Raw genomic sequence first — 22,673 nt, 5'->3', positions numbered from 1 at the left:
TTCCTTTTTAAAATTGATTTTTTATTTCAGAAAAAAAGCCCTTCGCTAACCAAACACGCGAAGGGCTAATTACTAATCAATAAACCAACTATTTAGTTAACTCAAAACTAACTTTCTTATCGGCATTTGAATTACCTCCAATGAAGATATCAAACTGCCCAGGCTCTGCTACAAATTGTAAATCAGAGTTATAAAATTTTAAATCCTCTACAGTAATGTCAAAACTTACTGTTTGTTTTTCGCCTTTTTTAAGCGCTATTTTTTGGAAACCTTTCAATTCTCTAACTGGTCTTGTTACAGAACCAACTAAATCTCTAATGTATAATTGAACCGTTTCTTTTCCGTCAAAATTTCCAGTATTCGTTACATCAACTGTTACTTTTAATTTTCCAGTAGAGTTCATCTTATCAGAAGAAATTTTCAAGTTTGAATAATCAAAAGTGGTGTAGCTTAAACCAAATCCGAATGGAAATAAAGGTTCGTTTCTTTCGTCAATATAGTTTGATCTGAATTTTTCGAATTTCCCTTCTGTGTTAGAAAGCGGTCTTCCTGTATTTTTGTGTGCGTAGTAAATTGGCAATTGACCAACGCTTCTTGGGAAAGTTGAAGTCAATTTTCCAGAAGGATTTACATCTCCAAATAAAACATCAGCAATAGCATAACCAGCTTCTGTACCAGCAAACCAAGCATTTAAAATAGCTGGAACTGTTTTTTCTTCGTCAGTAATTACTAACGGACGTCCGTCAAATAAAACTAATACAACTGGTTTTCCTGTTTTTAATAACGCATTCAATAAATCTTTTTGCGCTTGTGGAATCTCTAAGTTTGTACGGCTGCTAGATTCACCGCTCATTTCTGCAGATTCTCCTAAAGCTGCCACAATTACGTCTGACTGCTCAGCCACTTTTAAAGCTTCAGCTAATAATTCTTCTTTTGTACGAGCATCACGGTGTAAGGTTTTACCAAACATTGTAGCATTAGTTTCAAAAGTTTCATCGTAATCTAAATTGCTTCCTTTTGCATATAAAACCTTAGTTCCTGCTCCGGCAACTTCTTTGATTCCTCTTAATAATGAAACAGCATTTTCCATTTTTGTAGCCACACTCCAGGTTCCTGGCATGTTTTCTTTAGCATCTGCTAATGGTCCAATTAACCCAATTGTACCTGATTTTTTAAGCGGCAATAATTGGTTTTGGTTTTTTAATAAAACTAAAGATTGTGCAGCAATTTCACGCGCTTCTTTTCTACTGTCTGTTGTGAAGATTTCAGTTTTTGCTCTTTTCTCATCACAATATTTGTATGGATCCTGGAATAATCCTAAATCGTATTTTGCTTCTAAAATCAATTTTACAGCATTATCGATTGTTTCGATTTTTACTTTTCCTTCGTCTAAAGATTTTTTCAAAGTTCCTAAGAAACCTTCTCCAACCATATCCATTTCAACTCCCGCATTTAATGCTAAAGCAGAAACTTGTTGTAAATCTCCCATTCCGTGAGGAATCATTTCAGGAATACCGGTAAAATCTGTTACTACAAATCCTTTGAAACCCCATTGTTTTCTCAAAACATCTGTCATTAACCATTTGTTTCCAGTTGCAGGAATTCCGTCAACTTCGTTGAAAGATGCCATAACCGAACCTACTCCAGCATCAACAGCCGCTTTGTAAGGAGGAAAATAGTCGTTGAACATTCTGATGTGGCTCATATCAACAGTATTATAATCACGTCCAGCTTCTGGAGCACCATATAATGCGAAGTGTTTTACACAAGCTAAGATTGAATTGTTTTTAGAAAGATCGTGCTGCTGGTAACCATTAACCATGGCTTTAGCAATCTGGCTTCCTAAATACGGATCTTCTCCTGAACCTTCAGAAACTCTTCCCCATCTTGGATCGCGAGAAACGTCAACCATTGGAGAGAATGTCCAATTGATTCCGTCTGCACTTGCTTCTTTTGCTGCAATCTGCGCACTTCTTTCAATTAAAGCCATATCCCAAGTACAAGATAATCCAAGCGGAATTGGAAATGTTGTTTCGTAACCGTGAATAACGTCCATACCAAAAAGCAACGGAATTTTTAAACGGCTTTTTTCAACGGCGATTTTCTGTACTTCTTTAATTTTTTGTACTGATTTTATATTGAACAAACCGCCCACTTTACCTTCAGCAATATTTTTTGCCACATTTGAGCTGTTTGCCTGCCCTGTGGTAATATCACCAGATGTTGGCAAGTTTAACTGACCCAATTTCTCGTCTAAAGTCATTTTTGACATTAACTCTGCTACAAATTCAGACTTTGGTTTAATTTTTACTGTATTTTTAGCAGGCTTTTTTTGAGCATAACCCAAAACAGCGCATCCTAAAAAAAGTAAGACTAATTTGTTTTTCATTCTAATTTATTTATTTGTTTGTATTCGTTTTTTTCTGCTGAAACATCCAGTCGTAGATTTCCTGATTATCATAAACTCTTGTCCAGCTGTCGTGATTCGCATCATCAAAAATGGTCAGCTTTACATCTTTTGCATTACACTTTTTCAATTCTTTATAAATCGTGATTGCATAATTTACGTTTACCACATCATCTAATAATCCGTGGTAAATTCTGGTTGGAATATTGGCTATTTCACAAGCGTGCTCTAACTGAATTAAATCTACAAAACCAGCGACAGGTACGTTTGCGGCAAATAGATCCGGATGTGTAAAAGCCAATTTCCACGAAGCCCAACCTCCTGAGCTCAAACCAGTAACATATATTCTTTCTGAATCAATTTTGTTTTCCTTCTGAACTTTTACAATCAGCTGGTAAATGGATTCGATATCCCAATCTTCATCTGACTTACATTGCGGAGCCAGAACGTATGCATCTAACTGATGCGTCTTTAAATATTTTAAAGGCCCGTTAATTTTTACTTTTTCAAGATCGGTTCCTTTTTCTCCATCTCCGGAAATAAAGACTATCAAAGGCTTTTTGTCTTTTGTATTCGCAGGTTTGTGCAACACATAACCCAACTCATACTTTGCCATTATTACGGTATTAATTTTTCCTGTTGTTTCGCTTTGGCTAAAGCCAAACAGAGAAATCAAAAGAGATAAAAAGGCTAATTTGTATTTCATATTATTTCTTAAATCCCATATTTCCCGGATTTAAATCCAAGTTTTGTTAAACCTTGTTTTACTTCAGGCGCATTCATGAATAATTTCCATAATAAACCTGTTCTGTAATTTTCAATCATAACAACTTCAGGTCCCTGATCAATTGCCAGATATCGTTTTGCAACCCATTTGTTTCCTAAACTAAGTGCATCGTAAAATCCTGCTTCTCCCCAGGTTTCTTTTTTATGATTTTCGTATAAATTGCGAATAAAAGTCAAAGATTCTTTAGGCGTATAAACAATTGAACTGATTGCTGCAGTAGGCGAAATCACTCCCTGATCGTTACTTGGCATGTGTGCATTATATCCCACAGATCCATCAGGATTTCTGGAATAAGATGCTGTTAATCCCCAATATTCAGGACCATAACCCGGAATTTTATTTGGATTTTCAACACAATACTGATAATTGATTTTGGTCTGATTTACATTTAAATCCCAGTAATTAGCATATTTGTCGCTCAACTGATTTGGATCTAAACCTACATAAGAATAATGCGCCCAGAATAAAGGCCCACCAAATTCTTCTGCACCATTGTGCTTTAAAATTAAAGGCAGATTATATTTTGTTTTTGAAGAAACTATGCCTCCGCTTCTCGCCCATCCTTCGTGATATGCTTTTGCATCGATTGAATGTGTTGGCGAAGATGCTGCCATTACATAAGTAATCAGACATTCATTATACCCCTGAAGAGGAAAATTCATCTGCCAGGCATAATTTGGAGACCAGTGCCAATATAAAACATTTTTATTATTTGTAAACCATTGCCAGTCTACCCCTTTCCAAAGTGCGTCAAATTTTTGTGCAACTGCTTTTTCACTTTCAGAACCATCTTTAAGATATTCACGAACTGTAATCATTCCTGCAACCAAAAATGAAGTTTCGACTAAGTCGCCGCCGTTATCCTTGGTTCCAAAAGGTTTTACTTTTCCTGTATTTCCGTCAATCCAATGTGACCATGCTCCGTGAAAACGATCTGCTTTGCCTAAAAAATCTGCAATTTTGTTGAGTCTTTCTACACCTTTTTCTTTTGTAATATAACCTTGAGACATTCCTGAAACCAAAGCCATTAATCCAAAACCTGAACCACCTGTTGTTACGATATTTGAATCGTTTTCAGGATAAACTCCATCCGGATGATAACGTTCTCTGGCTAATCCCGAATTGGGTTCAGCATAATCCCAGAAGTATTTAAAAGTTTGTTTCTGAACAGCATCTAAAAGCTGTTCATCTGTTAATGCCGCAACAACAGAAGTATTTTCCTGTACCTCTTTTTTTGATTTATCTGTATTGCCGCAACCAAAAAAAGTAAAAGCTAAAAATAAAACTGAAATTCTAATCATTATAAAGATTTTGAGATTGTAATAAATAATCACTTCCTCCTGGAAACCAGAAGGAAGTGATTTTAAGAATATTAATTATATCCAGGATTTTGAGAAGACATTCCCTCAGCAACTAAAATAAATGATGCCGGAATTGGGAACAATTCGTTTTTACCTACTGTGAATACTCTTCCGTTAGGGAAGAAAGTGCTCTTATCGGCTGCAAAAGCATCTTTTGCCTGACCTGTTCTAACTAAATCAAAGAATCTGTCAAATTCAAAAGCCAATTCTACTCTTCTTTCTTTCCAGATTGCAGTTCTGACTGCTGCCTGAGAAGTTGCAGGAGTATCTCCTAAACCAGCTCTGTGTCTGATTACGTTTAATAATGGAATTGCTTCAGAAGTCTGACCTAATTCATTCAAGGCTTCAGCTTTCATTAATAAAACCTCAGCATATCTTAAGTATTTAATATTAGCATCTGTTTCCCAAGCACTTGTATAAGCAGAAGAATAGGCTTTAAAGTTATATCTTGGATTAGGATCATCTGCACTAATCACTGGAATTACTCTTCCATCATATAAAGTTGTACCTCTAAAAATGATAGTAGCATCTTTTCTAACATCTCCGGCTTCGTAAGCATTTACTAAACTTTGAGAAGGCTGATTGAATCCCCATCCCCATGCATCACGAACACCCTGAGTATTAGAATACCCTTGAATTCCACGAGCCGGAACAGCACCATTACCATTGATTTCAAAAATAGATTCTCCATCATTTTCTCCTTCTAATCTGAACATTTTAGCATAATCTGGAGAAATGATATATCCTGTAACCAGATTACAGTTGTCTACAACAGCTTGCCATTTTTTCTGATACAAACTCACTTTTGCTAATAAAGCATAAGCCGCTCCTTTTGACGCTCTTGCTTTTTCAGAATCAGCGTATTGAGATTTATTTGGTAAAACTGCAGCAGCTTCTGTTAAATCTTTTTCAATAAATGCATAAACCTCAGCAGCTGTTTTACGAGTTAACTGCATTGCTTTATCTTCTGCAGATAATGGAATACTGGATACGTGGTCTACAATTGGCACACCTCCATAACATTTTACTAAAGTAAAGTACATGAAAGCTCTTAAAAATTTTGCCTCTGCCATTAATCTTTCTCTTAATACAGGATCCGCTTTATCCAATTTAGGAAGAATAGCTAATGCCTGGTTACATCTGTTGATTCCATCATAGTTTGCATTAAATGTACTTTCAGCAGATGGATTTGATGCATTGTAAGTCAAAGCATCCAAAACATCTTTATCTGTACCGGTATCACTTGGAGTTGATCCTTTGTCAGCATCATCAGAAGTAATACTTGCCAATCCAATCCATCCGAATGAACTCATATCCCAGTCTAAGAATTTACTGTAGATTGAAGTCACAAAAGTTTTTGCTCCATTGTCGTTGTTGTACAACTCAATATCATCTACAGAAACTGTTTCTGTTTGTTTAACATCTAAGTAATCATCAGCACAACCTGTAAACGTAAATGCTGCTAACACGAAGATTGATATATATATCTTTTTCATAATATTAAAATTTTAAATTAGCACCAATTACAAATGATCTTAATGTAGGGTATGCATCCAATTCTACACCTTGTGTCCCGTAAGGATTTCCGTCTCCATTTAACTCAGGAGAGAAACCAGAGAATTTTTGTGTAATGAATGGGTTGATTGCATTAAGATAAATTCTGCAAGAACTAATAAATAAGTCTTGTCTAAGAGGAAGTTTATATCCTACTGTAATGTTGTTGATTCTAAAGAAATCTGCTGATTCCATATAATAAGTCGAAGCAACAGGAACAATATTAAATGGTTTTGGATTTGGTGATGTTGTATTAGTTGGAGTCCAGTAATCGTTTGTCATAGAAGCCTCAATATTTTCACCTCCAAAACGCTGCGCTTTTTTACCATTGTAAACTTTAGCTCCGCCAGTTCCATATCCATCAACAGAGAAATCAATGTTTTTGTAAACTAATCCTAAAGTAACTCCGTAGTTTTTATTTGGTAAAATTGAACCAACATATTTTTTATCAGCTGTTGCAGATAAAGCATCCTGAGTTACTTTAGCTCCTGACGCATTATAATAAAGCATATTTCCGTTTGCCGGATCTACACCTGCATATTCATAAAGGTAAAAACTACCTAATGGCTGACCGATTGAGTTATTGTATAACAACTTAGTATCCTGACCGTTTCCTAAATTACCTCCAATAACCTGAGATAATGAAACGTCTTTTAAACTTGTAAGTTCGTTTTTGTTGTGAGAGAAGTTACCTCCAATCCAGTAGCTTAAATCATCTGTAATTTTATCATCCCAACGTAAAGCGATCTCGTAACCTTTATTTGAAACTTCACCAACGTGAGAAGGAGTTGCTACAGTAATACCAGAAGTTGGATATGGTTTCACATTAAGGATAACATTGTCTGTGTTTTTATCATAAACATCAAAAGATCCTTTTAATCTGTTTTGGAACAATTCAAAATCTAAACCTGCAGAAGCTTCCTCAGTAATCTCCCAAGTTAAAGTAGGGTCAATCTGAGAAGTAATACTAGTACCATCATTTAAGATAGATCCGCCTAAATAACTATTTAATCCAGAAGCATAACCTTGATTATTCAACGGTACATTTTGGTTACCTAATTTACCCCAGCTTCCTCTTAATTTAATTAAATCAACTCCTTTTATATCAGACAAGAAACTTTCTTTAGTCATAATCCATCCAAGACCTACAGATGGGAAAGTTCCCCAACGGTAATCTTTTGCAAAGTTTGAAGATCCGTCACGTCTGATAGTACCGGTAACTAAGTATCTGTCCATTAATTTGTATTGTACACGTCCAAAATAAGAAGCTAATTTACTCTCGTTGAACACAATATCCTGTAAGTTTGTAACAGTACCTGAATAATCTACACCTTTAGCATCTGTTGAATTATATAAAGACCAATAGTTGGAATCAGGACTTACATTTTTTCTGGTAATAACCAGTTTTTCTCTTGGTCCTTTTACAGAAGTTTCGATACCTGCAGTTAATTCAACATCATGAATTTTAGCAAATACTTTGTTATAAGTTAAATAGTTAGATAAGTTCCAGTTAAAATACTGCTCTCTACCTCTAGTCAATAAATTGATAGGATCAGTACTTGTATAGTCTCCATCTTTACGAGTTGGGTTAGCAGCTAACCAAACATTTTTAGTATCCTCGAAATTGTAATTTTTCCAGGTATAGTATTCACCATTAAATTGTGAAGTGAATTTTAAACCTTCTAAGATTTCATAGTCCAATTTCAAACCACCCTGAAGTGTAATACTTCTTTGTTGCTCGTCATAAAAATCCAATTGAGCTACCGGATTACCAACGTTATTGAATGAAGTTCCTGTTGGGCTTGCTACTCCGCTTGCATCTGCAAAAGGCGCACCATACTGACCATTTGAAAAACGCACAGGAATAATTGATGACTGTTTGTATGCATTTGTAAAAGCACTTAATGGTTTTGGAGTAGAATTAGCTGCTGTAAAGCTAAAGTTCTGATTTAAAGTGATTTTTTTAGAAAGTTTAAATTCATTGTTATTTCTAAAACTTGTACGGCTATAATCTAAACCGTTCAAAATCGCTTTTTCCTGATAGTTACCTGCACTAAAGAAATATTTCACATTTTCTGTAGCACCAGAAATAGAAATATTATTTTGAGTATAAGTACCCGTTCTTGTAATTTCATCAAACCAGTTTGTATTTACTGGCTGATCTGTAGAGAATCTGTTTGTTCCTAAAGCTGCGTTAGTATAGCTTGCATATTGATTTCCATCAGCCATTTTCACTTTTTTAAGTGGTGTTCTGATACCACCAAAGCTTTCCACTTCTACAGAAACTTTGTCTCCTTTACCTTTTTTAGTAGTAATAATGATAACCCCGTTTGCCGCTCTGGTACCATAAATAGCAAGAGAAGAAGCATCTTTAAGGATTTCATACGATGTAATATCGTTTGTATTGATATTATTGATGTTTTCCGTCGGCATTCCATCAACAATATATAAAGGATTTCTTCCTCCTAATGCAGTACCTAAACCTCTAATCACTACAGAAGGTGTACTTCCCGGAGCATCTGAAGAAGTTACCTGAACCCCTGCTGCTTTACCCTGAATAGCCTGAGAAGCGTTTAGTACTTTTGTTCTTGTAACATCTTCTGCTTTTAATGAAGTAATTGCTGAAGTATTGTCAATTTTCTTTCTGGTACCATAACCAATAACAACTACTTCTTTTAAAGCAGTATCACCTGCTTCTTTTAATGTAATAGTCATTTGACCCGCTGTTGCCGGAACAGAAACAGCATCAAAACCAAGCATAGAGATTTTTAAGATTTCCCCAACTTTAGCATTAATGGTAAAATTACCATCGAAGTCAGCATCAGCAGAAGCTCTGGATTCAGAAGCACTAATAATTGCTCCCGGAACTCCCATTCCGCTACTGTCTACTACTTTCCCTTTAATTGCTTGTGCCTGCCCCATCATATATGTAGGCAGCAACAAGAGTGCTAAAAAGCTAAAAATAAAATTTTTCATACAGTACGTAATCGTTTAAGTTAGTAGAGCCAAATTAAACAATTACAACGTTGTAGTACATCAAATACCACTACAACACAGCTACATCATTATGTTAAATTTTAAGATTATATAACTGATTATCAACATAATAAATACTTACTATTTTTCTTTAACATAACGTTATGATGTAGTAATGATGTATTAGAATTATGTAAAAATTGATATCTAAAAATAGAATATCTGTAAAAAATAAAATCAAATCTTACAGACTTAATAAAAACTTTGACAGGTTTTCGTCCTGATTAAGGTTTAACTTCTTTCTTAGACGATATCTGTGCAGTTCTACACCTCTAAAAGAGATGTTCATCATAGGAGCAATTTCCTTAGAAGAAAGGTTCATTTTTAGATAAACGCATAGTTTGATATCCTTTGGAGTTAAGTGTGGATATTTTTTAGAAAGATTTATAATAAACTCATTATGGATTTGATTTAAATTGGTTTCAAATATTTCCCATTCATGTTTATTTACTTCATTAATCTTAATCGCTTTTTTGATTTCACTCTTCAGTTTAGAAAAATCTTTTTCTGTTTCCAGAATTCCCTGAATTTTATCAATCATTTCTGTCTGCTTCGCAATAGACAAAGATTTTCCGGCCACTTCAGAAGATTTACTTTGCAGTTCTAATTCTAAAATATGTTTTTCGTATTCCTGAAGATTAAGTTCATTTTCTTTTTTCAATTCCATTTCCAGAATCTCTCTCTGATGTTTTAATTCTTCAGCCTGCAATTTTAATTTTTGTGTATATCTGAATTTATTCCATTTATAATAGAAAAATAAAACTCCCGCAATTATAAACAAATAAAGCAAAATCATCCAAAAAGAAAAATACCAGGGTTCCGAAACTTTAAATTTATAATTAGAAACTTTTTCATATGTTGCCCCGTCATGTTTAAAGATTTCTACAGCATGATTTCCACTACTTAAATTGTTGAGAATAATTAATCCGTCAGAAATTGGAATAAAATCTTTTCCTTTATCCAGTTTATAAAACAAATTCGGTTTACTGGCTCCGTAAATTCCGGAAATGGCATTTATTCTTAATTCGGTATTGAATTTAATTTTGGATTCATTTGGAACTAAGACATCATTACTAAATGCTTCTATTTCTATTTTAGAATTTTGTTTATTCTCATATTTTAGTTTAAGCGAAATAAATCCATCATCAAGATTAAACAAGTAATAATTGTCTTTTTTAAAAATTCTTAAATTTTCATTGATGAGTTTTCCTTTATAATATTTTTCCTGAATGATGTTCCATATAAATTTATTTCCTTCAACATAAATATGATACAAGATTCCGTTTTGCAAAACCATAAAATGGTCTTCATCTATAGAAACAATATCGGTTACGTTTTTAAAACTTTCATTAAACAATTCGTTTTCTTCCAGTTTACCCGCAATCGAATTATAAGTGTACCAAACATTATTTATTAGAAAGAGTATTTCTTTTCTAAATTCAAAAATCTTGATGCCAAAATCGTTTATTATTTTGCTCTGCTGCGTAACATTTTCAACTTTTAAAGTATTGAAATTGTCATCTAACACAACACGATACAATCCGCGATAATTATCTGCTGCCCAAATTTCATTTTTTTTATTCTGTGCTACATACTTTATAGGTTTCGCCAGATCTTTGATAATTTTATAATGAGAAAGATCAGCCGGATTATTGTAAACTAAAATTCCACTGTAAGTCGATTGAAAATACGTATCATTAATACTGCTTTTAGACATGTTCCAGCCTCCGCTGACACCGTTTATCTTGGTCAGCGTATTATTTTCATATGAGAAGGTTCCATCATTATGGCCAATAATATACTTTCCATCTATTAAAGAAATATTCCAACCCTGACCCTGCGTATTGGGCATCATATTAAATTTTCCTGCACTGTATTCAAAAATTCCGTGATTGGAAGCGATTAAATACCCTTTATTAATAGTCGCCACAGAATAAACCGAACCTAAAAGTCCCGAATTATCATAAAAGAAAGAAATCGGCGAATTGACCTCTACATGTGCAATTCCGTTATCTAAACCAACCCAAAGATCGTTTTCTTTATCAAATCCTAAACTCAGTACGGAGTTGTTCATTAAAACATTATCACGCTCGATGTTTTTATAAGAATTGGTTTTTAAATCCAGAATGATAATTCCTCTATTTCCTGTTCCAATAACTATTTTTTCTCCTTTTATAAATTTAGCCACATTTATTGTAGCCGATTTTAAAGTTTCGTTTATCGGATTGTCCCAACTTTTGAGACCATTTTGATCCACAACGAAAACGCCTTTTTTCTGGGTAAATATATAGGTCTTATTTTGGTACTTTTCTATAGCATGAACGACTGTTTTTTTCAGAACATTCCAGCCTTTTGGATTTGAAATGTATTTATCATTCATTTTAAAAATTCCATCCTGAACAGAAGCTACATACAGATTTTTATCTACTGCAAAACAGTACGAAATAAGAAAAGGGAATTTGATTTTCTTGATTGTTTTTCCGTTGTAAATAAAGACATCGTTGAAAGATTGGAAATATAGCGAACCGTTAAACCTGAAAATTTTCCAGATCTCTTCATTATCTCTTTCATCAAATAATCTCAGATTTTTGGTGATTGAAACATAATGCATCGTTCCGTCTTTTCTGTACCAATAACCAAACTCTTTATAAGATCCGGAATAAATTTTATCACCCTCAATCAAAATAGAGCGAATAATGGTTTTGTTTGGAAGTGTATATTTTTCCCATTTTACGCCGTCGTAACGAAGCAAATAATGGTTATTGGCAAAATACATGGCATCATCATTACCCTGAGCCACATTCCAGATTTGATTATCGCCCTGATAATCAGATTTGCTGTAATTTTCTACAAATGGAAGTAATTCTTGTGCCTGAAGTTGTAAAGCAATGAAAAAGAAAAAAAGGGGGTTAAATAATATCGATTTCAAGATGTGTGGATTTATATTCAAAGATACTCACAAAAATTTAATTACCGAAAACTAAAAAAGCTTCCGTGCGGGAAGCTTTTTCTTATTATCAACTAGAAATAAAATAGTTACGTAATATTTACAAGACTAATCCTATTCTAAAATCTATATTCTCTTTATCAAGTTTTAAAACCAGGGCAGAGTTTGCCGCTTGTTCAACATAGAATTCATCGCCTTCCTTTATATCATTCCAAAATTCTTTTTTAAACAATTTTTCTCCAATTCTCCATTCATCAAAAACAATCTGATGAAGTTCAGAATTATTTTCCTGATCATAGAAATATTCCTTTTTCTTCACTTTTACGGTTCCAACATATTTTCGCTTTTCTTTTAGATCATTATACAAATTAGCATCTCTAAGCGAACCCAAAAGAAGAAAAGCGTTTATTACAATTATTACAATCCGGACATGATAAAAAGCTGAATTTGAGGCATCACAACTAACAGCTAAATAAACAATTAAAAGAACCAGAAGCGAAAAGCCTGAAATTAAAATTCTAATCGTAGAATTCGCTTTTATTTTATTCTTTACTAATTGAATATCTTCTTTTGTAAGCGAAATTTTTGTTATTGCCATCTAATTGAAAGCTTTTTATAAATATTTAGATTATGATTCGGTCAAACTTAATTAATTTTCAAGCAATTGAAAAACCTGATTAGCAATTTCATACTCTTCATCTGTTGGCACAACCAAAACTTTTACAATAGCTTTTTCTGTATTGATTTCTCTCAATTCTTTAGAACGAATTTGATTTTTTTCCTTGTCAATTTCAATTCCGAAATAATCCATATCAGTACAGATTAAATTACGCATGAAAGAGGAATTTTCTCCAATTCCCGCTGTAAATACAATAGCATCCAATCCGTTTAAAGCCGCTGCGTATGCTCCAATTGTCTTTCTGATTCTGTAAGCATTCATCAATAAGGCCAGCTCACAATCTTTATTTCCTTCCTGAGCTTTCGATTCAATATCTCTTAAATCGCTGTAACCGGTTAAACCAAGCATACCACTTTGTTTCAGCAAAATCGAATTTACCTCATCCGGCGTATATCCTAAACTTTTTATCATATAAAAGATAACCGACTGATCAATATCTCCTGCTCGGGTTCCCATAATTAAGCCGTTTGAAGGCGAAAATCCCATTGTGGTATCGATACTTTTTCCGTCTTTTACAGCGCTCATACTACATCCGTTTCCTAAGTGAATGGTAATGATTTTTGAATTCTTTTCTAAATAACTAATTGCTTTTTCTGAAACGTATTTATGACTTGTTCCATGAAAACCATAAACACGGACTTTATGTTCTGTTAAAAGGAAATTTGGAATGGCATATTTATAGGCTTCAACCGGAATAGTCTGATGAAAAGCGGTATCAAAAACAGCGACTTGCTTGGCATCTGAGAAAATTTCTTCAGCCACATTTATTCCAACCAAATGTGCCGGATTATGTAAAGGTGCTAATTCTGAAAGTTCTTTGATTTTGTCTTTTACTTCTTCGGTAATAATTGTTGTATCAGAAAAATAACTTCCTCCGTGAACCACTCTGTGTCCAACAGCAGTAATTTCTGAAGTTGTTTTTATTACTCCTTTTTCGGGATCCAAAAGCAAATCGGATACTTTCTGTAATCCAACTTTATGAGTTGGAATTGGTAATATTTCTTCAAATGAATTCGAAGCTGTTTTAAAGGTAATATTTGAAGTTTCCAAACCAATTCTGTCGATCATACCACTGCAAATTACTTCATTTGTAGGCATTACCATTAATTGATATTTTATGGAGGAACTTCCTGAGTTTATTATAAGTATTTTCATTTTTTATGTTTTTGCCACGAAGGCGCTAAGTCACTAAGTTTTTGTTTTAATCTCAAAATAGAAATCTTTAATTTTTTATTGTTGAGATCAGTACGCGGATGATTCGGATTTACTTCGTAAAGACGCGGATTAAAACGGATTTTTCATTTCATCAAAATAAAATCTGTGCAAATCTGTGTTTTCGCGATAGCGAATCTGTCTCATCCGCGTTCTATTTTTTAATTGTTAATTGAATTTACATTCCTTGTGCCTGAATCGCTGTAATGACAACTGTATTAATGATGTCATCTACAGTACAGCCACGACTTAAATCGTTTACGGGTTTGTTTAAACCTTGTAACATTGGGCCAATGGCTAAAGCTCCAGTTTCTCTTTGAACGGCTTTGTAAGTGTTGTTTCCTGTATTTAAATCAGGGAAAATTAATACACTTGCTTGTCCAGCCACTTCAGAATCCGGCATTTTGCTTTTTCCAACGCTCAAATCTACTGCTGCATCGTACTGAATTGGTCCTTCAATTTTTAAATCAGGTCTTTTTTCTTTTACAATAGCCGTTGCCGTTCTCACTTTATCTACTTCATCACCCTTTCCTGATGCTCCTGAAGAGTAAGAAAGCATTGCTATTTTGGGTTCAATTCCAAAAGCTGCACTTGATTCTGCCGAAGAAATAGCGATTTCTGCCAATTGTTCTGCCGTTGGATTTGGATTGATGGCACAATCTCCAAAAACAGAAACGCGGTCTTCTAAACACATAAAAAAGACAGAAGAAACTACAGATGAATTGGGTTTGGTTTTAATGAACTGAAGTGCCGGTAAAATCGTATGCTGTGTCGTATGAGCCGCTCCGGAAACCATTCCGTCTGCGTGCCCTTTGTAAACCATCATTGTTCCAAAATACGACACATCTTCCATTAAATCCCTTGCCATTGTAATACTTACGTTTTTTGCTTTTCGCAGCTCGTAATACGTATTCGCATAATCCTCATAAAACTCAGATTCTATCGGATTGATAATATTTACTTTAGAAAAATCAAATGTAATTCCAAGTTCTACCACTTTATTTTCAATCTGTTTTTTATCTCCAATAATAGAAATATCGACTACATCCATGTCCAATAATCTTGACGCAGCGGTAATAATTCGATCGTCATTTCCTTCTGGCAAAACAATATGTTTTCGGTGCTGTTTTGCTCTTTTAACCATGTTGTATTGAAACATTTTCGGCGTCATACCTTCCGCCTGGAAAGTGATTAATCTTTCAGATAATGCGTCATTATTGACATATTTTTCGAAAGTGGTTATTGAGGTTTCAATTTTATGTGTATTGTTGGCATAAATCTCCGATTTAATCGATCCAATTTTGTTTGTGATGTGATAAGTTCCGCCATCTACTGCAATAATGGGTACAATGGCAGAAAGTCCTTCTATAAGTTTTAAAATACTTTCTTCAGGAACAATATTTCCGGTTAGGATAATTCCGGAAATCGTTGGATAATTAGCCGATTCATTTGCCTGTAAAGCTCCTAAAATAATATCAGAGCGATCTCCCGGCGTGATTACTAAAGCATTATTATGCAGATGAACCAAATAATTATGCAATTGCATTGCTCCTACACTGTAATGACCGATTTCGTTATTCAGATAATTTTCTCCAAACAGAACTTTGGCATCCAGTTCGTTGACAATTTCCTGCATAGTTGGATTATTCAAGCTAGAAATCAACGGAATGGTATTGACTAAAACATTTGGAGGAAGACTTTTCTGTAAACTTTTGGTAACCAATTCTATATTTTCAGGTTGTACTTTATTAGCAAAAACCGATAAAACCTCTACCTCTTTTACTTTAAATGAATCATAAACCAAATACAAGCTGTCAACTAATTCTTCTAACGTTTTTCCAACTCCGGAACCAATAATTATGGTTGGAATTCCAAGGTTTTTAGCTATTAAAACATTTAAATCCAATTCAATTGAAGTTCCTTCTCCTGTAAAACTGGTTCCTTCGACCAAAACGAAATCAAAACGTTCTTCCAGCTTTTTATATTTCTCAATAATCAAATCCAGAACCTCGCCTATTTTCCCTTTATTCTTCTTCTTAATCAATCTGCTTTTGGTAATGGCATAAGCATCTTCAAACTGAATATCAAGGTTAAAATACGACAAAACAGTCTCAATATGATTATCTACATCCCCGTCAACAAAATCTTCGATTATAGGCCTGAAATAACCCACTTTAGCAGTTTTTCCAATCAAAATACTCATCAAACCGAGCGTAATAATCGATTTACCACTATTGTGATCGCTTGTTGCTATATATATTGCTTTACTCATAATTATTTATATTTATTCTAAATAAAAAATTTAATAGAAATCATTTCTTTTCTCGCTGAAACAAACGTTAAAACCAACGTCTTTTTTTGAAATAAACAATCAAAGCGATGACCAGTAAAAACATAATGCCCATAACTACGAAATAGCCATTTCTCATTTTGAGTTCTGGCATGTATTCAAAGTTCATTCCGTACACTCCCACAATAAAAGTAAGCGGAATAAATATGGCTGAAATTATTGTCAGTGTTTTCATGATCTCGTTCATTTTTCGGCTTTGTTCCGAAAAATAGAAATTAGAAGCACTCTCCAATGCACTCATATCCGATTCTATCTGTTCTAAGAGCTCTAAACTTTTCTGATGAAGCCTTACGAAGAAATTAAACGTTTCTTTCTGTATAAGGCCATTATTTTCGTCATCGTCTTTTATTGTTTTCAGATAATATAATGAATCTCGTAATGGCACAATCGAACGCTTTAAGAAATTCAGGTTATCACGGTGATTTTCAATTTTCTCTAAAATAACCGGTTTCGCTTCTTTTTTAGTTATATTGATTAATTCTTCAATCTTATCTTCTTCATCTTCCAGCGTAATGTAGAAGTTTTCCATAACGGCATCCAAAAGCAAATACAAGAGATAATCTACTTTTTTGGTTCTAACTATTCCCGCATGAGTACGTAATCGCTCTCGAATATGCGTAAAGAAATCGCTTCGTTTTTCCTGAAATGAAATTAGAATTCCCTCTTTCAGAATAAAACTGATCTGCTCAACGCTGATATTATCTGAATATTCAGAAGGTAAAAGGGATTTTATATTGAAGAATAAAACATTTTGCTGTTCTTCTAACTTGGTTCTTTTGGTTGTATTTAGAATATCCGCTAAAAGGAAATCATCAAGTTTAAAATGTGTTCCAATGGTTTTAAGTAAACCAATATCATTTAAGCCATGAACATTTAGCCAATTGTTTTTAGTGTAATCAAAACAAGAATTTAAAGCCAAAACCGTAAACTTATCATATTCAACAACATCATTATCATCATATACAAAAAGCTGCATTTCGGTTTCATGCTCTTTGTGTGTTCCTGTGTACTCTAATGTGATGTGTTGCAGCTTGCGTCCTTTCTTGTATTTGATCTTTCTCATTCAAAAAAATTTACAATAGTAATATTACGAAAAAGAATTCGAAGAAGAAATGACAATTGTCAGTTTGCTCAGAAAGATTTAACAAAATATCTAAATATTCAAAAGTAATCTTTTTACTACTTTTATATTAGATTAAACCCGACAGGTTTTGAATCCTGTCGGGTTTCTTAAGAACAATAAACATGCAAAAAACTGAAAAGCTCGAATCTGGAAAATATTACCACATTTATAATCGTGGAATTAATAGTGAAAATCTATTTAAAGAAAATAGAAATCATGAATATTTCCTGATGCTTTATACCAAACACATTGATCCAATTGCCGAAACATTAGCTTGGTGTTTACTGAAAAATCATTTTCATTTATTAGTAAGAATTAAAACTTTTGAAGAAATTCTAAAAAGCCACAAGGAATATGAAATCAAAAAAATAATCCCTGCACATCAATCTTTTGGAAATTTATTTAACGCTTACACAAAAGCAATTAATAAAGGCTACAATAGGCATGGAGCCTTATTTGAAAGACCTTTTAAAAGAAAACTAATCAGTAATGAATCTTATTTACGTTCCGTTATAAAATATATTCATTACAATCCAGTAAATCATGGTTTTTGCGAACATCCACTAGAATATCCATGGAGTTCTTATTCAGCTTGCATATCTGAGAAATCGACTAAATTAAAACGTGAAAAAGTGATTTCATTATTTGAAAACATTGACAATTTAAAATCTTCTCATAATGAAAAAGAGAATTTCACTTCATTAGAAAAATTTCTTAATTTATAATTTATTGCAAACCCGGTTTTGAAAACCTGTCGGGTTTAACTTCAAGGTAAAGGAGACTCTCTTTCATCTTTAATCACCCTAAAACTAAACGATGAAAGAACCTGGAAAATCAAAATAACAAAACTAAAATCTCAATCTAATAGCAAACCCGACAGGTTTTTGAAACCTGTCGGGTTTAACTTCAAGGTAAAGAAGACTCTTTTCTATCTTTAATCATCTTAAAAACTAAACGATGAAAGAACTTAGAAAATAAAAACAACGAAACTAAATCTCAATCCAATAGCAAACCCGACAGGTTTTGAAAACCTGTCGGGTTTAACAACATAAAAAAAACATAAACCCATAAAAAAACCGAGTCATTTCTGACTCGGTTTTCTATCTTAATACTTTGTACTAATTACTTAATACTAAAGAATTATTTCACTTCTTCAAAACTAACATTCCATATAAATCAGTACCTCACAAAGCAATGGTACAAATAAGGTACAATAAAAATTTAATTTATCTCTGAGGAATAATACTTAGCAGAAAAGAAACATCCTCTAGCACTTTGAAAAAAATGTCCAAAAAGTATTTTGGAAACATTTATTATTTTGTAAAAGTAAAACATATCGACCTATGAAAGTGAATCTTTTAAAACGCGTATAAATACTTGTTTTTTTTAAGCCCATAATTTATAATTTTAAAAAATCTTATTATAATAATAATAATAATAATAATAATAATAATAATAATAATAATAATAATATTAAGTGTATGACTGGTTGAATTTCTAGTTTTTATAGACTAAGAAAGGATTCACGGAACATATTTTGTGTAACATCTTACATTCAACAATAAGCTCTTGAATTTAAAACATGTGTATTTCTAAAAATTGACCATAACCTAAAAATAAATCAAATTTCAAAAAGTAAATTGTGTTATATTAGCTTACATTAATTAATGTCTTTTGAAAAACAAAATAATATATTTAGATCACAATGCAACGACCCCTGTGGATCCAAGAGTAATCACAGAAGTCACATCAAATTTTCAAGAGCTGTATGCAAATGCATCTAGCTCCTATTTCTTTGCTAATAATTCAAGAATGGCAATTGAAAATGCTAAAACAAATATTGCCAAATTAATAGGCGCAAATGCAGATGAAATTTATTTTAATTCAGGTGCCACTGAGGGAATTAATTTTGCATTAAAAGGATTAGCTCTACATAATAATAATTCCAAAAAACATATCATAACTTGTGTTACTGAGCATAAAGCAGTTCTGGAAACCTGTCAATATTTGGAGAGTATAGGATATGAAATCGATTATCTTCCTGTAAATAGTACGGGAGAAATTAATTTGCATGACTTACAGAAAGCTATTAGAAAAGATACTTTATTGATTTGTCTAATGTGGATAAATAATGAAACAGGCGTTATCCATCCAATTATTGAGATTGGAAAAATAGCAAGAACAGCCGGTGTTTATTTTTTATGTGATGCAACACAAGGTATTGGGAAGTTACCAATTGATGTAAATGATTCTGGAATCGATGTATTATTCTTTTCAGGTCATAAATTATATGCTCCTAAAGGTATCGGCGCAATTTACATCAATAAATCAATAACCAAACAAAACAAAATACAGCCTTTAATGCATGGCGGCGGACAGGAAAATGGATTACGAAGCGGAACTTATAATACGCCATTAATCTCGGGACTAGAATTAGCGATCACTCTAGCTAAAGAGGAAATGAACGCTAACAAAATTCACATCAGCAATCTGCGACACTTTCTTGAAAGCGAACTTTTAGACATTGAAGGTGCCTACATCAATGGTGAAAATACTCTTAGAATCTACAATACAACTAATATTTGCGTACCTCAATTAGATACAGAAATTTTTATTGCCATAAACAAGGATATTGCTGTAAGCAATGGTTCTGCATGCACTTCTGCAATAATCGAGCCATCGCATGTCTTATTGGCAATGGGTTTAAATAATATAGATGCGATGAACAGCCTGCGTGTTTCTATCGGCAAGGATAACACTTTGCAAGATATCCAGTTCCTTATTCAAAGAATCAAGTTATTCATCAACAATTAAATAAATTAACTTATATGCTGAAAGCTCTATTCCTTTCTATTTATAATTGCAAAACGGAGAATGATATTGATGAAGTGATTTCACTAGAATCTATGTTGTCTGATCCCAATAACTGGTTTCCGATTGGAGGAACTGAATCAAATTTCAGCATAATAGAAAATCAACAATCAAATCCAATTGCTGCATTAGTCGAAAAAGTTACCAATTCAATAGATGCAATTCTGATGAAAAAATGTTTGGACGCTGATTTAAACCCAAAAGGAAAAGAAGCTCCTAAATCAATGGACGATGCAATTGATTTGTTCTTTCCAAACAATAAAAATTGGGATTTGACTACAACAAGAAGGAAACAGGCTGAAGACATTCAAATTATAGCTGACGGTCCACCTAAACAAAGTTCAGTTATAATATATGATAATGGAGAGGGGCAACATCCTGAAGATTTTGAGGACACATTTCTTTCTTTAATGAGAGGAAATAAAAATGAAATCCATTTTGTTCAGGGTAAATACAACATGGGTGGAAGCGGCGCAATTGTATTTTGTGGCAAAGGATATCAATTGATAGGTTCAAAAAGATATGATGGTTCTGGAGACTTTGGTTTTACATTAGTAAGAGAACACCCCCTATCTAAAAACGAATTGGAAACTAAAAAAAATACTTGGTATGAGTACTTAAAAATTAATGGACGTATACCTTCTTTTGCTATCACTGAATTTGATCTACGACTTCTTAATAAACAGTTCACTACCGGTTCAATAATAAAAATGTATTCCTATCAGATGAAAGGAGTCTCTGGGTTTGCACAGGATTTAAACCAAAATTTAAATGAATTCCTTTTTAAACCGGTACTGCCAGTATTCACAATTGATACAAAAGAGAGATATCCTAACAATAAGGTATTAGAAACCACAGTATATGGCCTTCAAAGGCGCTTGGAGGAAGAAAAGGACTATGTGGAGGATTGGTTTTCAGAAGAATATAAAGACTCCCTTTTCGGCAAAATGAAAGTTACCTGCTATGTTTTTAAGGCAAAACAAGACGGAAAGACAGTTAAAGAAACAAAGGCCGATATACAGCGTAGGTATTTCAAAAATAACATGTCCACTTTATTTTCAATGAATGGACAAGTTCATGGCCATTATACCTCCGAATTCATTACCCGAGGCTTAAGATATAATCTTTTGAAGGATTATTTACTTATAAATGTAGATTGCACGATGATGAACTATGATTTCAGGAAAGATCTTTTTATGGCCTCACGCGATCGTTTAAAAAATGGAGCAAAATCCGAAGAACTTCGTGATTACATAAAAAAACAGTTAACGAAATCAAAGCTTGACGAAATCAATAAACGCAGAAAAGATTCAATAGGATTAGAAAGCGAGGATACATCAGAATTAATAAAAAGCTTTGCTAAAAACCTATCAAAGGACAGCGAACTCTTTAAGCTACTGCAAAATACCCTTAAACTTGAAGAGAGAACAAAGGATAAACCTGAGAAAAAACAGCCAACAGGACGACCTGAAAAAGAACAAATACCTTTTAAGCCTGAACGCTTTCCAAGTTTTTTTAAATTACAACATAAAGCACACAATCCTATTCCTGTTCCGGTAGGTGGCGAAAAGACTTTGCGTTTTGAAACTGATGTTGAGGATCATTACTTTGACAGAACAGATAATCCCGGAGATTTACAGGTCAGTGTTTTGCATGTAAAACGCACAGTCTCACAGGGAGGAACCGAACAAGGTAGTCAAAAAGAGCCAGGAGAATTAATAAATATCATCAAGTCAAGTCCAGATAAGGGTACAATCAAAATTACATTCAACCCCGATACGGATTTAAGACAGGGAGACGAAATTGAAATACAAGCTTCTTTAAAAGCTGCTGGTGACGACTATTTTCAGGAAATTGTTTTCCTGAAAATAGTCGATCCTGATCAGAAAAAAGAAACAGCATCAAAGCAAGAAGATGAGTTCAACAATATTGGACTACCTGAACTTGTAAAAGTTACAAAAGAACAATGGGAAGAAGTGGAACTACAGGGAATTTCCATGAATTATGACACAGTTATGAATCCTGTAGCTTCAGGAGACATGCTGGAAAAAATCTATATAAATGTAGACAGCAATGTATTTCTCAATTATCGAAGAAAGCTGAAAAATGCAGAACAAATAATCGTGGCCCAAAAAAGATATATTGCTTCAGTGTACTTCCACTCTTTATTCCTGTACATGATTACCAAAAAGAAAAATTACAAACTCTGTTTGACTTCCGACAATAATGAAGAAGAAATTACCATTGATGATTATATCCGTGATGTTTTTGATAGCTACTACTCTGATTTTTTATTGAATTTCGGCATGGAACAATTAATGGGAAGTTTGGAAGATTAAATTAAAT

General features: G+C 33.4%; 13 protein-coding genes. 3 read left to right on the top strand and 10 right to left on the bottom strand.

The annotated features are described in order from the left end of the window. Positions 1-88: 88 nt before the first annotated feature. The 10 genes from bglX to corA all read right to left on the bottom strand — a co-directional run bounded on the left by bglX (position 89) and on the right by corA (position 17,396). Entirely contained in the window at positions 89-2,389 is a 2,301-nt protein-coding gene (gene bglX / locus ACFS3A_RS04170; protein ID WP_379824085.1) for a beta-glucosidase BglX, read from the bottom strand. 10 nt (positions 2,390-2,399) lie between these two features. Further along, positions 2,400-3,113 carry a carboxylesterase family protein gene (locus ACFS3A_RS04165; protein ID WP_379824084.1) on the bottom strand — a complete coding sequence of 238 codons (714 nt, stop codon included), beginning with the start codon at positions 3,111-3,113 and terminating at the stop codon, positions 2,400-2,402. An 8-nt stretch (positions 3,114-3,121) separates the two neighbouring features. Then, positions 3,122-4,495 (bottom strand): glucoamylase family protein, encoded by a 1,374-nt coding sequence (locus ACFS3A_RS04160; RefSeq protein ID WP_379824083.1) that lies wholly within the window; start codon positions 4,493-4,495, stop codon positions 3,122-3,124. A 71-nt stretch (positions 4,496-4,566) separates the two neighbouring features. Continuing rightward, positions 4,567-6,051 carry a RagB/SusD family nutrient uptake outer membrane protein gene (locus ACFS3A_RS04155; RefSeq protein WP_379824081.1) on the bottom strand — a complete coding sequence of 495 codons (1,485 nt, stop codon included), beginning with the start codon at positions 6,049-6,051 and terminating at the stop codon, positions 4,567-4,569. Positions 6,052-6,055: 4 nt separating this feature from the next. Next, positions 6,056-9,085, bottom strand: coding sequence for a SusC/RagA family TonB-linked outer membrane protein (locus tag ACFS3A_RS04150; protein ID WP_379824080.1), 3,030 nt, complete (start codon positions 9,083-9,085; stop codon positions 6,056-6,058). A gap of 244 nt (positions 9,086-9,329) precedes the next feature. Further along, positions 9,330-12,074 carry a helix-turn-helix and ligand-binding sensor domain-containing protein gene (locus ACFS3A_RS04145; protein ID WP_379824079.1) on the bottom strand — a complete coding sequence of 915 codons (2,745 nt, stop codon included), beginning with the start codon at positions 12,072-12,074 and terminating at the stop codon, positions 9,330-9,332. A gap of 118 nt (positions 12,075-12,192) precedes the next feature. Beyond that, a complete protein-coding gene (locus ACFS3A_RS04140; protein ID WP_379824078.1) occupies positions 12,193-12,690 on the bottom strand; it encodes a hypothetical protein in 498 nt (165 codons plus the stop codon). Positions 12,691-12,741: 51 nt separating this feature from the next. Further along, positions 12,742-13,926, bottom strand: coding sequence for an acetate/propionate family kinase (locus tag ACFS3A_RS04135; protein WP_379824076.1), 1,185 nt, complete (start codon positions 13,924-13,926; stop codon positions 12,742-12,744). 235 nt (positions 13,927-14,161) lie between these two features. Beyond that, entirely contained in the window at positions 14,162-16,255 is a 2,094-nt protein-coding gene (pta, locus tag ACFS3A_RS04130; protein ID WP_379824075.1) for a phosphate acetyltransferase, read from the bottom strand. 67 nt (positions 16,256-16,322) lie between these two features. After that, a complete protein-coding gene (corA, locus tag ACFS3A_RS04125; RefSeq protein ID WP_379824074.1) occupies positions 16,323-17,396 on the bottom strand; it encodes a magnesium/cobalt transporter CorA in 1,074 nt (357 codons plus the stop codon). A gap of 182 nt (positions 17,397-17,578) precedes the next feature. Here corA and ACFS3A_RS04120 point away from each other — a divergent pair, with 182 nt between their 5' ends. From ACFS3A_RS04120 to ACFS3A_RS04110, 3 genes are all read left to right on the top strand, one after another. Beyond that, positions 17,579-18,181, top strand: a complete 603-nt coding sequence (locus tag ACFS3A_RS04120; RefSeq protein WP_379824073.1) for a transposase — start codon at positions 17,579-17,581, stop codon at positions 18,179-18,181. A 949-nt stretch (positions 18,182-19,130) separates the two neighbouring features. Continuing rightward, positions 19,131-20,270, top strand: coding sequence for a cysteine desulfurase family protein (locus tag ACFS3A_RS04115; RefSeq protein ID WP_379824072.1), 1,140 nt, complete (start codon positions 19,131-19,133; stop codon positions 20,268-20,270). 14 nt (positions 20,271-20,284) lie between these two features. After that, the gene (locus ACFS3A_RS04110; protein ID WP_379824071.1) at positions 20,285-22,666 is read left to right on the top strand and encodes a hypothetical protein; all 2,382 of its coding nucleotides are present in this window, start codon (positions 20,285-20,287) and stop codon (positions 22,664-22,666) included. Positions 22,667-22,673 lie beyond the last annotated feature (7 nt).

This window comes from Flavobacterium notoginsengisoli, from assembly GCF_042686225.1.
Taxonomy (GTDB): domain Bacteria; phylum Bacteroidota; class Bacteroidia; order Flavobacteriales; family Flavobacteriaceae; genus Flavobacterium; species Flavobacterium notoginsengisoli.
Note: the sequence above shows the minus strand (reverse complement) of the source record. Positions and strands in the feature narration are given on the sequence as shown.

Coding starts and splice junctions, on each gene's coding strand:
- ACFS3A_RS04140 (WP_379824078.1), bottom strand. CDS start 12,690: ATGGCAATAACAAAAATTTCGCTTACAAAAGAAGATATTCAATTAGTA.
- ACFS3A_RS04110 (WP_379824071.1), top strand. CDS start 20,285: ATGCTGAAAGCTCTATTCCTTTCTATTTATAATTGCAAAACGGAGAAT.
- corA (WP_379824074.1), bottom strand. CDS start 17,396: ATGAGAAAGATCAAATACAAGAAAGGACGCAAGCTGCAACACATCACA.
- ACFS3A_RS04160 (WP_379824083.1), bottom strand. CDS start 4,495: ATGATTAGAATTTCAGTTTTATTTTTAGCTTTTACTTTTTTTGGTTGC.
- ACFS3A_RS04150 (WP_379824080.1), bottom strand. CDS start 9,085: ATGAAAAATTTTATTTTTAGCTTTTTAGCACTCTTGTTGCTGCCTACA.
- bglX (WP_379824085.1), bottom strand. CDS start 2,389: ATGAAAAACAAATTAGTCTTACTTTTTTTAGGATGCGCTGTTTTGGGT.
- pta (WP_379824075.1), bottom strand. CDS start 16,255: ATGAGTAAAGCAATATATATAGCAACAAGCGATCACAATAGTGGTAAA.
- ACFS3A_RS04120 (WP_379824073.1), top strand. CDS start 17,579: ATGCAAAAAACTGAAAAGCTCGAATCTGGAAAATATTACCACATTTAT.
- ACFS3A_RS04165 (WP_379824084.1), bottom strand. CDS start 3,113: ATGAAATACAAATTAGCCTTTTTATCTCTTTTGATTTCTCTGTTTGGC.
- ACFS3A_RS04135 (WP_379824076.1), bottom strand. CDS start 13,926: ATGAAAATACTTATAATAAACTCAGGAAGTTCCTCCATAAAATATCAA.
- ACFS3A_RS04155 (WP_379824081.1), bottom strand. CDS start 6,051: ATGAAAAAGATATATATATCAATCTTCGTGTTAGCAGCATTTACGTTT.